At 49.7% G+C, this 12,923-nt stretch carries 14 protein-coding genes and 5 tRNA genes; all 19 read right to left on the reverse strand.

Features of this window, described 5'->3' with window-relative positions:
• Positions 1-17: 17 nt before the first annotated feature.
• Positions 18-707, reverse strand: coding sequence for a 50S ribosomal protein L1 (gene rplA / locus GWK09_RS01580; RefSeq protein ID WP_163691262.1), 690 nt, complete (start codon positions 705-707; stop codon positions 18-20).
• A 21-nt stretch (positions 708-728) separates the two neighbouring features.
• Positions 729-1,166 carry a 50S ribosomal protein L11 gene (rplK, locus tag GWK09_RS01585; RefSeq protein WP_163691263.1) on the reverse strand — a complete coding sequence of 146 codons (438 nt, stop codon included), beginning with the start codon at positions 1,164-1,166 and terminating at the stop codon, positions 729-731.
• 71 nt (positions 1,167-1,237) lie between these two features.
• Entirely contained in the window at positions 1,238-1,789 is a 552-nt protein-coding gene (nusG, locus tag GWK09_RS01590; protein ID WP_163691264.1) for a transcription termination/antitermination protein NusG, read from the reverse strand.
• An 8-nt stretch (positions 1,790-1,797) separates the two neighbouring features.
• Positions 1,798-1,983 carry a preprotein translocase subunit SecE gene (gene secE / locus GWK09_RS01595; protein WP_163691265.1) on the reverse strand — a complete coding sequence of 62 codons (186 nt, stop codon included), beginning with the start codon at positions 1,981-1,983 and terminating at the stop codon, positions 1,798-1,800.
• 69 nt (positions 1,984-2,052) lie between these two features.
• Positions 2,053-2,125, reverse strand: a tRNA-Trp gene (locus GWK09_RS01600).
• 65 nt (positions 2,126-2,190) lie between these two features.
• Positions 2,191-3,378, reverse strand: a complete 1,188-nt coding sequence (tuf, locus tag GWK09_RS01605; RefSeq protein WP_163691266.1) for an elongation factor Tu — start codon at positions 3,376-3,378, stop codon at positions 2,191-2,193.
• 54 nt (positions 3,379-3,432) lie between these two features.
• Positions 3,433-3,504: transfer RNA gene (locus GWK09_RS01610), tRNA-Thr, on the reverse strand.
• 91 nt (positions 3,505-3,595) lie between these two features.
• Positions 3,596-3,668: transfer RNA gene (locus tag GWK09_RS01615), tRNA-Gly, on the reverse strand.
• A 345-nt stretch (positions 3,669-4,013) separates the two neighbouring features.
• Positions 4,014-4,096, reverse strand: a tRNA-Tyr gene (locus GWK09_RS01620).
• A gap of 27 nt (positions 4,097-4,123) precedes the next feature.
• Positions 4,124-4,197: transfer RNA gene (locus GWK09_RS01625), tRNA-Thr, on the reverse strand.
• An 85-nt stretch (positions 4,198-4,282) separates the two neighbouring features.
• A complete protein-coding gene (gene hpf, locus GWK09_RS01630) occupies positions 4,283-4,600 on the reverse strand; it encodes a ribosome hibernation-promoting factor, HPF/YfiA family (RefSeq protein ID WP_163691267.1) in 318 nt (105 codons plus the stop codon).
• Positions 4,601-4,645: 45 nt separating this feature from the next.
• Positions 4,646-5,536: a tyrosine-type recombinase/integrase gene (locus tag GWK09_RS01635; RefSeq protein WP_163691268.1), complete on the reverse strand. Its 891-nt coding sequence runs from the start codon at positions 5,534-5,536 to the stop codon at positions 4,646-4,648.
• 84 nt (positions 5,537-5,620) lie between these two features.
• Positions 5,621-5,815, reverse strand: coding sequence for a 30S ribosomal protein S21 (gene rpsU, locus GWK09_RS01640; RefSeq protein WP_163691269.1), 195 nt, complete (start codon positions 5,813-5,815; stop codon positions 5,621-5,623).
• 69 nt (positions 5,816-5,884) lie between these two features.
• The gene (locus tag GWK09_RS01645; RefSeq protein WP_239530542.1) at positions 5,885-7,048 is read right to left on the reverse strand and encodes an acyl-CoA dehydrogenase family protein; all 1,164 of its coding nucleotides are present in this window, start codon (positions 7,046-7,048) and stop codon (positions 5,885-5,887) included.
• Positions 7,049-7,061: 13 nt separating this feature from the next.
• A complete protein-coding gene (locus tag GWK09_RS01650; RefSeq protein ID WP_163691270.1) occupies positions 7,062-7,904 on the reverse strand; it encodes a ComEA family DNA-binding protein in 843 nt (280 codons plus the stop codon).
• A 12-nt stretch (positions 7,905-7,916) separates the two neighbouring features.
• Positions 7,917-9,527 carry an alanine/glycine:cation symporter family protein gene (locus GWK09_RS01655; RefSeq protein ID WP_239530543.1) on the reverse strand — a complete coding sequence of 537 codons (1,611 nt, stop codon included), beginning with the start codon at positions 9,525-9,527 and terminating at the stop codon, positions 7,917-7,919.
• Positions 9,528-9,530: 3 nt separating this feature from the next.
• Entirely contained in the window at positions 9,531-11,600 is a 2,070-nt protein-coding gene (locus GWK09_RS01660) for an amino acid carrier protein (RefSeq protein ID WP_163691271.1), read from the reverse strand.
• 83 nt (positions 11,601-11,683) lie between these two features.
• Positions 11,684-12,694: a potassium channel family protein gene (locus GWK09_RS01665; protein ID WP_163691272.1), complete on the reverse strand. Its 1,011-nt coding sequence runs from the start codon at positions 12,692-12,694 to the stop codon at positions 11,684-11,686.
• Between the two features lies 1 nt (position 12,695).
• A complete protein-coding gene (locus GWK09_RS01670; RefSeq protein ID WP_163691273.1) occupies positions 12,696-12,923 on the reverse strand; it encodes a PspC domain-containing protein in 228 nt (75 codons plus the stop codon).

Raw genomic sequence — 12,923 nt, forward strand, 5'->3', positions numbered from 1 at the left:
ACTTTACGTTTTCAGAATTAAACCGCTTTGGGATCTAATTGAACACTGGGACTCATGGTGCTTGACATGTAGATGCTCTTCATGTATACTCCTTTGGCCGCTGTGGGTTTCAACTTTATCAGGGTGTCGAGGAGTTCCTTGGCGTTGCCCGCGATCTTCTCTGCAGGAAAGGAGGCCTTTCCTATTGCAGCGTGTACGATCCCGGTCTTGTCTACCTTGAAATCGATCTTACCGGCTTTCACCTCAGATACGGCCTTGCCCACATCCATGGTCACGGTCCCTGTCTTTGGGTTGGGCATAAGCCCGCGTGGGCCCAGTACCCTTCCGAGGGGTCCGAGTTTACCCATTACGCTGGGCATGGTGATGATGACGTCAACGTCTGTCCACCCGCCTTTGATCTTTTCCAGATACTCATCCAAACCGACGAAATCCGCACCGGCTTCCTTGGCTTCCGCTTCCTTATCGGGGGTCACCAGGGCGAGGACTTTCACGTCCTTACCCGTACCGTGGGGCAGGGTCACGACCCCGCGCACCATCTGATTCGCCTTACGCGGATCCACACCCAGGCGGACCGCGATATCGACAGATGCATCAAATTTGGTTTTGGTGATTTCCTTGATCAGGGCAGAAGCTTCTTCCAGGGAGTAGAGTTTATCCTTCTCAATTTTAGCCCTGGCTTCTTTTTGCTTCTTGGTTAATTTTCCCATATAAAATGCCTTAAATAAGATTTAAAAAGGTTTTTTACCTGCTACTTTGATCCCCATGGATCTCGCAGTTCCGGCAACCATGTTCATGGCAGATTCAACGGTGAACGCATTGAGGTCCACCATTTTTTCCTCTGCAATGGCCTTCACCTGGTCCCAGGTAACATTCCCTGTTTTCACTCGGTTAGGTTCGCCAGATCCTTTTTTAATCTTAGCCGCTTCCATAAGTTGTACTGCCGCTGGTGGTGTTTTAACGACAAAGTCGAACGACTTGTCCTTGTACACGGTGATAACCACAGGCAGGACTTTGCCCTGCTTGTCCTGGGTCCTGGCATTGAACTGCTTACAGAACTCCATGATGTTAACGCCGGCAGCACCTAAAGCGGGTCCAACCGGTGGCGACGGATTCGCGACACCTCCCCTAACTTGTAGTTTAACTACTTTACTTACTTCTTTTGCCATTGTTTAAAATTAAATGTCAAAACCGTGTTTAATTTGGAAGCAACACAGCCTTTATATATGTAACATTTGTATTATACTTTTTCTACCTGCATGTAACTCAGCTCCAGAGGTGTCTTCCTTCCAAAGATCTTCACCATCACCTCCAGCTTGCGTTTCTCCTCATTGATCCTTTCCACGGTTCCGTTAAAACCGTTGAAAGGTCCGTCTATAACTTTTACGGTTTCACCCAGGACGAAAGGAATTGCGACACTGTCCGTATTGACGGCCAGTTCATCCACCTTCCCGAGCATGCGGTTTACCTCCGACTTGCGCAGAGGAACCGGGTCTCCACCTTTGGTCTCACCCAGAAATCCAATCACATTGGTGATGGACCTGATGATGTGTACCATTTCTCCGCCCAGGTTGGCCTTGATCATGATATATCCCGGAAAATAGACCCTCTCTTTGTTGATCTTCTTCCCGTTCCTGATCTGCACTACCTTTTCGGTAGGTACCAGCACCTCTTCCAGGTAATCCCCAAAACCAGCCCTTTCAACCTCAGACTCTATATAGCCCTTGATCTTATTCTCCTGACCGCTTACGGCCCTTACCACATACCATTTTTTCTCCAGCACTTCAGACATGACCTAGTTTAATTTAAGGTGTTAAAATACAGTTGAATCAGTTTGCTGAAAACCGTATCCACACCCCAGGTGGCCAGGGCGAACAGTATGGAAAACACAGCTACGATCACCATCAGGTTGGACGCCTCAGCCCTTGTAGGCAATGAGACATTGTGTTTCAACTCTTCAAAGGATTCTCTTATGTAGGTAAACATGCTGTTCTTGTTAAATGGAGGGAGGAAAATCAACCGTTCTCGTAAGACCCCCGAATTTTTCTGACTGTGCACGGGAGGAGAGACTCGAACTCCCGACACCTGGTTTTGGAGACCAGTGCTCTACCAACTGAGCTACACCCGTATCTATTTGCATTGAAAGGCATCCCGCCGTAGCGGGATACCCTCAAGCTTATTTACTTCTTAGAATTAATCTAAAATCTTGGTAACCTGTCCGGCTCCTACAGTCCTACCACCTTCTCGGATCGCGAAACGCAGACCGACGTTAAGGGCGATTGGCTGAAGCAGGTCGACAGTGATCGTAAGGTTGTCACCAGGCATTACCATCTCAACTCCGCTAGGCAGGTTGATGGTTCCGGTAACGTCTGTGGTCCTTACGTAGAACTGCGGACGATAGTTGTTGTGGAATGGGGTGTGACGCCCACCTTCTTCTTTTTTCAGGATATAGACCTCAGCCTCAAATTTGGCGTGTGGTTTTACAGAACCTGGCTTGCAGATAACCATACCTCTCTTGATATCGGATTTCTCAATACCCCTGAGGAGGATACCCACGTTGTCTCCGGCTTCACCCCTGTCGAGGATCTTGCGGAACATCTCAACTCCGGTAATGGTAGAAGTCAGTTTTTCTGCTCCCATCCCGATGATCTCCACTGGGTCACCAGTATTGGCTACACCTGTTTCGATACGACCTGTGGCAACAGTACCACGACCGGTGATGGTGAATACGTCTTCAACTGGCATCAGGAAAGGCTTATCCACATCCCTTTCTGGTAATTCGATCCAGGTATCAACAGCATCCATCAACTTCATAACGGTGTCTACCCACTTCTGCTCACCATTCAGAGCACCCAGGGCAGAACCAGCGATAACAGGTCCGTTGTCACCATCGTACTCATAGAACGTAAGAAGTTCCCTTACTTCCATCTCAACGAGTTCCAGAAGTTCCTCATCGTCTACCATATCCACCTTGTTCAGGAAGACAACGATACGAGGAATACCTACCTGGCGTCCGAGGAGGATGTGCTCACGGGTTTGTGGCATAGGTCCGTCTGTTGCAGCAACCACGAGGATGGCTCCATCCATCTGTGCAGCACCTGTAACCATGTTCTTCACGTAGTCAGCGTGACCAGGACAGTCAACGTGCGCATAGTGACGGCTGGCAGTCTGGTACTCTACGTGAGACGTGTTGATAGTAATACCCCTTTCTTTTTCTTCAGGTGCATTATCGATAGAATCGAAGCTCCTTACTTCGGAGAGACCTGCATTGGCCAATACAGTAGTAATAGCTGCAGTCAATGTAGTTTTACCGTGATCTACGTGTCCAATAGTACCTATATTCAAGTGCGGTTTGGAACGGTTAAAGGTTTCCTTTGCCATTTTTGTGAATTTTAATCTTAGTTTATATTAGTGTCCAAATTTTTCTTATCGCTGAGCCAACGACGGGAATTGAACCCGTGACCTCTTCCTTACCAAGGAAACGCTCTACCCCTGAGCTACGTCGGCATTTTGGGTTTGAGTTCATGTCCGGGGGTATCTATGACCACACCCCGTGTAACCATCACCCCAAACAGCAAACGTTCACTCAAAGTTTTAGAGCGGGAGACCGGGTTCGAACCGGCGACATTCAGCTTGGAAGGCTGACGCTCTACCAACTGAGCTACTCCCGCATTAATTTTGGTATTCAATATGTCAGGTAAGGCAATCCCCTCTTTGGTTTCCCGCTCAAGGCAGGATTACCTCTCTTCGTTCGGTGATCCTGAACCGGGGGTCCAGGATCAAAGATTTTTTCTCGTGTTCTTACGAAAGCGAGCTTTCGACGCCCACATTTCCTTTTCAATGAACCTTCCAAATCAAGAGGATTACCTCTCTCCGTTCGGTGATCCTGAACCGGGGGTCCAGGATGGATTACCTCTCTCCGTTCGGTGATCCTGAACCGGGGGTCCAGGATCAAAGATTTTTTCTCGTGGCCTTTCAAAAGCCAGCTTTTGACGCCCACTTTGAAAAAATCTTTGTGGGGAGAGCAGGATTCGAACCTGCGAAGGTAAAAACCAACAGATTTACAGTCTGTCCTCGTTGGCCGCTTGAGTATCTCCCCGAACCTTTAACTTTTCAAGAACTTTCGAGCCGATGGAGGGACTCGAACCCACGACCCCGAGATTACAAATCACGTGCTCTAGCCAGCTGAGCTACATCGGCTTTGACCGCTTTTTCAAGCACAAAAAAGTCCGCTATTTCTAACGGACTGCAAATGTAGATATTTTTTATTTTAAACAAAACTATTTCACAAAAATTTTAAAGCCACTGAACCCCTTGGTTTCCTTTTCTTGCTGACTAATTTTCTTTCCAGAGAATCACAGGCAGAATCAACGGCTTCCTCGAATGATTTGCATTGTTTTTTAACGATGAATACATCGCCCGGAACATGCACCTTGATCTCTACGATCTTATTCTCTTTAGCACTCGTATTCTCCACTTTTAAATACACATCTGAATTGACGATCCTGTCGTAAAACAGTTCCAGCTTATCCAGACGTTTCTGTATGAACTCTATCAGCTTGATATCGGCAGTGAAGTTCACAGATTGCGTATGTACTTTCATTGGCAAACTTTTTAGGGTTAAACAAAACTTCAAAAGGGATATTTTTTACTTCCTGTTCCTGGGATGAGCCCTGGAATGAACCTTTTTGAGTTCGGCTATGCTGTTGTGTGTATAGACCTGTGTAGAAGCCAAACTCGAGTGCCCCAGGAGTTCCTTTACCGAGTTCAGATCTGCTCCCTGGCTCAGCATGTGAGTCGCGAAGGTATGTCTCAGAATATGCGGACTCTTTTTGACCTTAGAGGACACCTTACTAAAATATCCATTTATAATCCTATAAACAAGAGTTTCATATATTTTATTACCTCGGGAGGTCAAAAAAACTGCCTTTGTCTCACCGGCCCCTGTTTGTTCATCCCGCAGGGTAAGATAGGCCTCAAAGAGGTGGACCATACCTGCCAGCAGGGGGATGATCCTCTCTTTATTTCGTTTTCCCAAAACCTTTATGGTGCGGTTAGGCAGGTCGAGGTCGGCCATCTCCAGGTTGATCAGTTCGGACCGGCGGATCCCGGTGGCGTAGAACAATTCTATGATGAGCCTGTCGCGAAGCCCTTCGAAGTTGTCCTCAAATGAAATGCTGTTCAGCAACTCGTTCATCTCTGCCTGCGAAAAGGGGATCTCTACCTTCTTGGGGGTTTTCAGCGCCTTATGCCGGGCAAGCGGATTTGCAGGGATGTCCCCTACTTTGAGAAGGAATTTGTAATAGGACTTCAGGGCGGTCACCTTACGGTTCACACTGCGGTTGCTGATACCCTGTTCCACAAGGTCCACGATCCACTCCCTGATCTCCCCGTAGTTGGCCTGATCGATCCCAGTGTCTCCCCCCCTAGACAGGTGAAAGTCCCTGAATTCTTCCAAATCCTTTCTGTAGGCCTTTACCGTATGGGGTGAATATTTCTTCTCCAGAGACAGGTAGGAAATAAACGCATCGAAGCCCATATCTCAAAGATACAAAAGCCAGCCTGAGTTGAGGTCAAAAAAAAATCCCGCTATTGCGGGATTTCTATTGAGTGATTTCTGAGTTTACATCTCCTCTTTATCGCGGAGACCTTGAATGTATTGTGCTTTCTGAATCTGCTGTCTGCGCTCTACAGAAGGTTTTGTGAATTGCTGACGCTTCCTCAATTGCCTCATCGTGCCTGTCCTGTCGAACTTGCGCTTAAAACGCTTCAGCGCTCGGTCTATGTTCTCTCCTTCTTTTACTGGTATAATTAACATGGGCTACAACCTCCTTTCTTTTGGGATTCGGGTCGCAAAGATAAAACGAAATAGGGAAAAGAAACAAACTTATTTCAAAATATTCTTTGCGATGACCACTTTCTGTATCTCGGTAGTGCCTTCCCCTATGGTACACAGTTTTGCATCCCTGTAGAATTTCTCCACCGGGAAGTCCTTGGTATACCCGTAACCCCCGTGGATCTGGACGGCCTCGTTGGCCACCCTGACACACGTCTCGGAGGCGTACATTTTAGACATGGCACTCAATTTGGTCATTTTCCTCCCCTGGTTCTTCAGGAAGGCGGCCTTGTGCAATAACAGTTCCGAGGCCTCTATTTCCGTGGCCATATCGGCCAGCTTGAAGGATATTCCCTGGAAAGAGCTGATGGGTTTCCCGAATTGTACCCTTTCCTTGGAGTATTTCAGAGCAGCTTCGTAAGCCCCTTTGGCGATACCCAGGGAAAGTGCCCCAATGGAGATTCTTCCCCCGTCCAGGATCTTCATGGACTGAATGAAACCGTCTCCGATCTCCCCTAACCTGTTCTCATCCGGGATGCGGCAATTGTCAAAGACAAGTTCAGCCGTTTCACTGGCGCGCATCCCAAGCTTATCCTCTTTCTTTCCACTGCTAAAGCCTTTGGTACCTTTCTCTATAGCGAAGGCTGTCATACCGTGGCTGTCTCCTTTCTCTCCCGTACGGGCAATGACCACGGCTATATCCCCGCTTTTTCCGTGTGTGATGAAGTTCTTGGCACCGTTGAGGATCCAGTCGTCTCCCTCCCTGATCGCAGTGGTATTCATCCCGCCTGCATCGGAACCGGTGTTGTGCTCGGTCAGGCCCCAGGCGCCTATCCATTCTCCAGAGGCGAGCTTTGGAATCCAGCGGTCTTTTTGTTCCGTATTCCCGAAGGAAAGGATATGGTTTGTGCAAAGTGAATTATGGGCGGCAATGGAAAGGCCTATAGAGGGATCAACCTTGGAGATCTCCTCTATAATAGCGATGTACTCGTGGTATCCCAGTCCAGAGCCTCCGAGGCTTTCAGGCACCAGAATGCCCATAAATCCCATCCTGCCGGCCTTTTTGAACACCTCCACAGGAAATTCCTGGGTCTCATCCCATTGCATCACATAGGGCCTGATATGCTGCTCTGCAAATTGCCTGGCCGATTCGGCGACCATACGCTGCGTTTCCGAGTAATCAAACCCAAATTCAGTCATTGTTCCAGTGATCATTCTAGCAATTTTTTTACAGGGCCAAATATAGCTTAATTCTGCCAATCCGCTCTGATGGAAAATCTTCAATTTTTGTTAATTGTTCGATGGAGTCGAACTTCCCATGCGCATCCCGGTAGGCCACAATTCGGCCTGCGAGCTTCTTTCCGAGATAGACCAGTTCACTCAATTCTTCTACTCCGGCCGTGTTGAGCGGGATCTTTTTTATCCTCGGTATTTGTTTTACCCTGAACATCTTCAAAGCCTTCCTGCCCACTTCTTCGTCCAGGCCGTATACGTCGAACAGTTGCTCGTCCAACAGGAAACCCCCGAGTCTGTCCCTGAACCGGACGATTCGGGAAGACAGTACGGGACCTATTCCGGGGATAGACCGGAGATCTTCCGCCCTGGCCTCATTCAGGTCCATGAAACCTGTAGGAACAGGGACCTTTTTTTCTCCGATTACTTTATCATAGCGGAAATCCGGAAAGGAGAAAGAAGGAGCAATGGTGTTGAGCAGGCTGTCTGAGATCCCCGTCACGCGACCAAATTCCTCTGCGGAATTCACATACCTTCCATCCTTCCTGAAGGCGTGCAGGCGGTCTAATTCCTCCGGGGACATTCCCAAAAGATATCCCTTGTAGTCTGAAATGAAATTGGGGTTAAAAGGCCTTTGGTCTTTCTTCTCCCTCCGGTCTCTGAGGAAAGAACTGTCAGGGAAGATGGCGGACAAACTGTCTGCTGTCATCAATGGCAGGTCGGGATACTTTAGTCCGGAATCATAAAAAAGAAGTACGACCTGAAACCCTGCCATCAAAATGAGCAGGATCACGATCCCCCTTTTTTCCTGTTTTGTATATCGGAAAGGGGATCTCATAGCATTCTGCTTTCAGGTCTTCAGGGCCCTGATGGCCTCCAGGTATTTTGCCAGTTCCTCCCGAACCTTGGGGAAGAGGAACATCAGGCCCAGCATATTAGGGAACACCAGCGCGAGGACCATGGCATCCGAAAAGGCAAAGACAGCGCCCATGGAAGCGGAAGCCCCGATGATCACGAAGGCGATAAACAGCAATTTATACGTCAGGTCTGCAGTTTTACTGCGGCCGAAGAGAAATTTCCACGACTGAAGGCCGTAATACGACCAGGAGATCATGGTAGAAACCGCAAAGAGAACCACAGCCAGGGTTAATACATAAGGGAACCAGGGAAGTACAGACTCAAAGGCAAGGGATGTCAGCGTAACGCCTCCGAGGCTTTCCCCGTTCACGATCACATTTCCGGCACCATCCCCCCCGTATTCAAAGATGCCTCCGCTGTTGTAGAAGATGATCACAAGTGCGGTCATGGTGCAGATCACTACGGTGTCTATAAATGGTTCCAGCAGGGCCACGATCCCCTCACTTGCAGGATACTTGGTCTTCACAGCCGAGTGTGCGATGGCTGCAGAACCCGCACCCGCCTCGTTCGAGAAGACCGCCCGCCTGAAACCGACGATCAGCACTCCGAACAGGCCACCGAGACCGGCCTCAGGGGTAAAAGCGCCTTCGAAGATCAGGACAAAAGCGTCATCCACATAGGAAAAATTCGCGAAGATCACCGCAAAACAGGCGAGGGCATAGATGACCGCCATAAAGGGTACGATCTTTTCCGTGACGGCGGCTATCCGTTTGATGCCGCCTATGATCACGATCCCGACCAGGATAGCGAGGACCACCCCAATAATAAATCCGGTAGACCCTCCCTGAAGTCCCATCATCGCGGCAAGCTGCTCGGCAGCCTGGTTAGACTGCACCGCATTCCCGCCCCCGAAAGAAGCGCCAACACAGAGGACTGAGAACAAAACAGCCAGGACCTTCCCAAGGCCGGTAAAACCCCTTTCGGTCAACCCCCTTGAGAGGTAATACATGGGCCCCCCGTATACCGTTCCCTTTTCATCTACGTCCCGGTATTTCACTCCCAGGGTGCATTCTACGAACTTTGTACTCATACTGAGGAGGCCACAGACGATCATCCAGAATGTCGCTCCAGGTCCGCCTATGGCGATGGCCAAAGCCACTCCGGCAATGTTCCCCAGGCCAACCGTCCCTGATACCGCCGTGGCAAGGGCCTGGAAGTGACTCACTTCCCCGTGTTTGCTCTCATCCCGAATGGTATCAGCCAGGTCCCCATCCACAATATTGACCTCGGCCTTCTCCACCCCATGGCCTTCGGGTCCTTCAACGGCATCGTATTTGCCGCGGACCACATTGATAGCGAGGGGAAACCGGCGGATATTGACAAAACCAAAATAAAGCGTAAAAAAGGCTGCACCCAGAACGAGGATGATCACGACCAGCGGTATACCGGTGCCGGGGACCTGCCAGAAGACGATGGATTCCCAGACGGCTGTGATGGGCTCGAACCAGGCGTTGATGCGCTCGTCCAGGCCGGGCTCCTCAGTTTGCTGTGAATAGGATAGAACGGGCAGGAGCAGGGCCAGGGGGGCGATCAATTTATGCATCAGCTACTTTTTTTTAGTGTAAAGTTGGTTGTTCTTTAGTTTTAACCAGTATTCTTTCAGGTCATTACGCACCTCTCCTGACATAATGTACAGGCCGATGATATTGGGGAATGACATGGCAAGGATCATCATATCCGAGAAATCGAGTACCGCACCAAGGCTTACCGAAGCTCCGACAACCACAAAGACTAAGAACAGGATCTTGTAGATCATTTCCGAACGCGTGCTTTTACCGAACAGATAGGTCCAGGCCCTCATCCCGTAATACGACCAGGAGATCATGGTGGAAAAGGCGAAGAGGAAGACCGCTATTCCGAGGACATATGGGAACCAGGAGATCACACTGCCAAAAGCATCGGAGGTGAGCTGGGCCCCGGCCATTCCTTCTACTTCGTGCATTCCCGTGAAAATGAGGACCAGGGCTGTGAGGGTACACACCACCACGGTATCAATAAAGGGTTCCAGCAAGGCCACAAATCCTTCTGAAGGAGGGTTATTGGTCTTTGCCGTGCTGTGGGCGATGGCCGCAGAGCCTACACCGGCCTCATTGGAAAAGGCCGCACGCTGGAAACCTACGACCAGTACGCCTATAACCCCGCCCTTTAGGGCACTGGGACTAAACGCTCCCTCAAAAATGGCCGTAAAGGCCGGACCGATATTCTCTATATTTACAATGATCACGGCAAGGGCCGCCAGAATATAGATGGAAGCCATAATGGGCACAACTCTGCCCGTTACCTTCGCGATGCTTTGAATCCCACCGATGATGACCACTCCCACGAGGATCGCGGTTACGATACCAAACCAGAAACCATTCCCTTCCAGCATGGAGAATTGCCCGGCCAGTTGTTCAAAGGACTGATTGGCCTGGAACATATTCCCCCCACCAAAGGAGGCCCCTACCGCCAGTACAGCAAAGACTCCTGCCAGGACCTTTCCAAATCCCTTCATATTCCTTTTCTCGAGACCGTATCTCAGGTAATTCATAGGTCCGCCAAAGACGCGGCCGTCCGGCAGGATATCCCTGTACTTCACGCCCAGGGTGCATTCCACGAATTTGGATGACATGCCCAGCAAGCCGCAAACGATCATCCAGAAAGTTGCGCCGGCCCCACCCAGGGATACCGCAACGGCAACCCCGGCTATATTCCCTAACCCCACCGTCCCGGAAACGGCCGTAGCCAAGGCCTGAAAATGGGTCACCTGTCCCGGGGCATCCGGGTCGTCGTACTTTCCCTTAGCCAGACTTATGGAGTGCCGGAAACCCCTTATGTTTATAAAGCCCATCCTCAGGGTGAAGAAGGTGGCCCCAAGGACCAGCCATATAACGATAAAAGGGATGTTTTTGGTCACAGGATCCCCGTTAGGATGACGGATGATCTCCGGAGTATCGTACTCGATCTCCGCGAGATAATGCGCTCCCTGTTCTATGACGTGTTCCTTGTTATCAGAATTGTAAATGACCTTTCCCTCCCCTACAAGATATTTCAGTTTTCCATTGGCCAAAGCCATTACGGTATCCACAGATCCGTCGCTACTGGAGACCAGGGCTATTTTCTGACCTTTTTTAACTTCGGCACCTTCATCGGCCAACCATTGTTTCAGGACAAAACGGTCTTCAACAGTTGCAGACCAGCCCGGGGTCGGGACCAATTTCACGTCTGCATACACTACAGGGTCGTAGATCCCGGTAGCCTCGAACGGATCCCAGAAGAGCACACTGCCAAGGGCACTTACCGCGGGTGCCATGTTCCCGTTAAAGACCTCGGGGATGGACTGGGTTTCCACCGTGAATTCTTTGGTGACTGAAGCCCCTGCCGCATCTGTTACGGTGACGGTGTAAGGGATGCCCTCTACCAGTCCGACCGAGGTATTGGCCGTCTGAGGGGTCTGCTGATTGCTCCATTTATAGGTATAGGGAGGAATGCCCCCTTCCACTTCGAGCTTGATCGTCCCGTCATTGATATTATCTGATGGGTTCACAGTGACGCCACGGACCACCAGATCCTGGGAAAAAAGGGTCACAGAGAACAGGAACAGAAAAATGCTGATGTAATTTTTTATATCTGTCATATAAGAATTTAAAGGAGGGTAGGTTGCACGGTCGGGCAATATCCTAAAAAAAAGTATCCGAATCAAATAAACTTTCCCAAATGTCAGGACTGAATGTGGAACATCTCATTCAGTTTTCGGATCTGTTCGGGCCTTCCCAATACGATGACCTTGCTCTTGGGCATGAGCGGCATATCGGCCTCGGGATTAATGATGTATTTCCCGTTTGGCTCGATGTACCCGATGATGGTACAGCCGGTCTTTCTCCTCAGGTCCAGATCGCGCAGGGAATTGCAATCCACCTGATCCGCAAAATCCTCGATAGCCACTTCCTCCAGGTTCGTCGTGTGTTCCCCTTCCATGGACAGTTTGTCCATAAAGGTGATCAGGTCCGGGATCACGACCAGGGAGGCCATGTGGTCCCCTCCTATCTTATCGGGCATGATCACTTTATTGGCCCCACCCAGCTCCAATTTTTTCTGGGAGGTGACCTTGGAGGCCCTGCTGATGATGAACAGGTTCTTGTTGAGCTGTCTCGCCGAAAGCACCACAAATAAATTCTCCGCATCGTCTGGCAGGGCAGCGATCAAATAACTGGCCCTTTCCACCCCGGCCTCAATCAAAACATTGTCCTCATTGGCATCGCCTTCCACAAAGAGTACCTCATCCTCGTACTTTTCGATGATCTCCTTGTCCCTTTCTATGACGATGAAAGGACGCTTGTACGCCTTGAGCCGCTCTGCGGCCTGCATGCCATTGCGCCCATAACCACAGACGATCACGTGGTTCGACAAACTGTTGATCTGGTTTTTCACTTTCTTCTTTTTTAGGAGTTGCAATGAATTTCTACTGAGGATGTATTCCGTGATCACCGAGAGGGCAAAGGAAAAGATGATCACGCTGCTGATGATGAGCATTACCGTGAAGATCTTCGCCTCTGCGTCCAGGGGTTTTACCTCCATGAACCCAACCGTGGTGACCGTGATGATCGTCATGTAGAGCGCATCGAGCCAATTGTAATCCGAGATGTACCTATAGCCCATCACCCCCACCAAAAGAACCATCACCATGAGTGACAAGGCCAGGTAGATCTTTGAACGAAACAGTCTTATCATCTTACAGGTCGAAAACTGAGGTGCGTTTGGTATAAATGAGATCCTTTATCCGCAGCCAGAAAGCCAGGAACAGGTAGAGGGCAAATCCGAATCCCAGGGTCACAAAGGTCAGGTATATAAACGTGATACGCACAACCCGAGCCCGGATACCCAGTCTTTCCGCAATCCGGCGGGAGACCTCAAATCCCCGTTTCTGAAAAAAGTACAGCAGGCGGTAGAAGATATTCAT

The sequence above is a fragment of the Muriicola jejuensis genome, assembly GCF_010671595.1.
Classification (GTDB): domain Bacteria; phylum Bacteroidota; class Bacteroidia; order Flavobacteriales; family Flavobacteriaceae; genus Muriicola; species Muriicola jejuensis.

Bases quoted from the DNA above. Each gene is read 5' to 3' on its own strand.
- rplA (WP_163691262.1), bottom strand. From the start codon at position 707: ATGGGAAAATTAACCAAGAAGCAAAAAGAAGCCAGGGCTAAAATTGAG.
- rplK (WP_163691263.1), bottom strand. From the start codon at position 1,166: ATGGCAAAAGAAGTAAGTAAAGTAGTTAAACTACAAGTTAGGGGAGGT.
- nusG (WP_163691264.1), bottom strand. From the start codon at position 1,789: ATGTCTGAAGTGCTGGAGAAAAAATGGTATGTGGTAAGGGCCGTAAGC.
- secE (WP_163691265.1), bottom strand. From the start codon at position 1,983: ATGTTTACCTACATAAGAGAATCCTTTGAAGAGTTGAAACACAATGTC.
- tuf (WP_163691266.1), bottom strand. From the start codon at position 3,378: ATGGCAAAGGAAACCTTTAACCGTTCCAAACCGCACTTGAATATAGGT.
- hpf (WP_163691267.1), bottom strand. From the start codon at position 4,600: ATGAAAGTACATACGCAATCTGTGAACTTCACTGCCGATATCAAGCTG.
- GWK09_RS01635 (WP_163691268.1), bottom strand. From the start codon at position 5,536: ATGGGCTTCGATGCGTTTATTTCCTACCTGTCTCTGGAGAAGAAATAT.
- rpsU (WP_163691269.1), bottom strand. From the start codon at position 5,815: ATGTTAATTATACCAGTAAAAGAAGGAGAGAACATAGACCGAGCGCTG.
- GWK09_RS01645 (WP_239530542.1), bottom strand. From the start codon at position 7,048: ATGATCACTGGAACAATGACTGAATTTGGGTTTGATTACTCGGAAACG.
- GWK09_RS01650 (WP_163691270.1), bottom strand. From the start codon at position 7,904: ATGAGATCCCCTTTCCGATATACAAAACAGGAAAAAAGGGGGATCGTG.
- GWK09_RS01655 (WP_239530543.1), bottom strand. From the start codon at position 9,527: ATGCATAAATTGATCGCCCCCCTGGCCCTGCTCCTGCCCGTTCTATCC.
- GWK09_RS01660 (WP_163691271.1), bottom strand. From the start codon at position 11,600: ATGACAGATATAAAAAATTACATCAGCATTTTTCTGTTCCTGTTCTCT.
- GWK09_RS01665 (WP_163691272.1), bottom strand. From the start codon at position 12,694: ATGATAAGACTGTTTCGTTCAAAGATCTACCTGGCCTTGTCACTCATG.
- GWK09_RS01670 (WP_163691273.1), bottom strand. From the start codon at position 12,923: ATGAATATCTTCTACCGCCTGCTGTACTTTTTTCAGAAACGGGGATTT.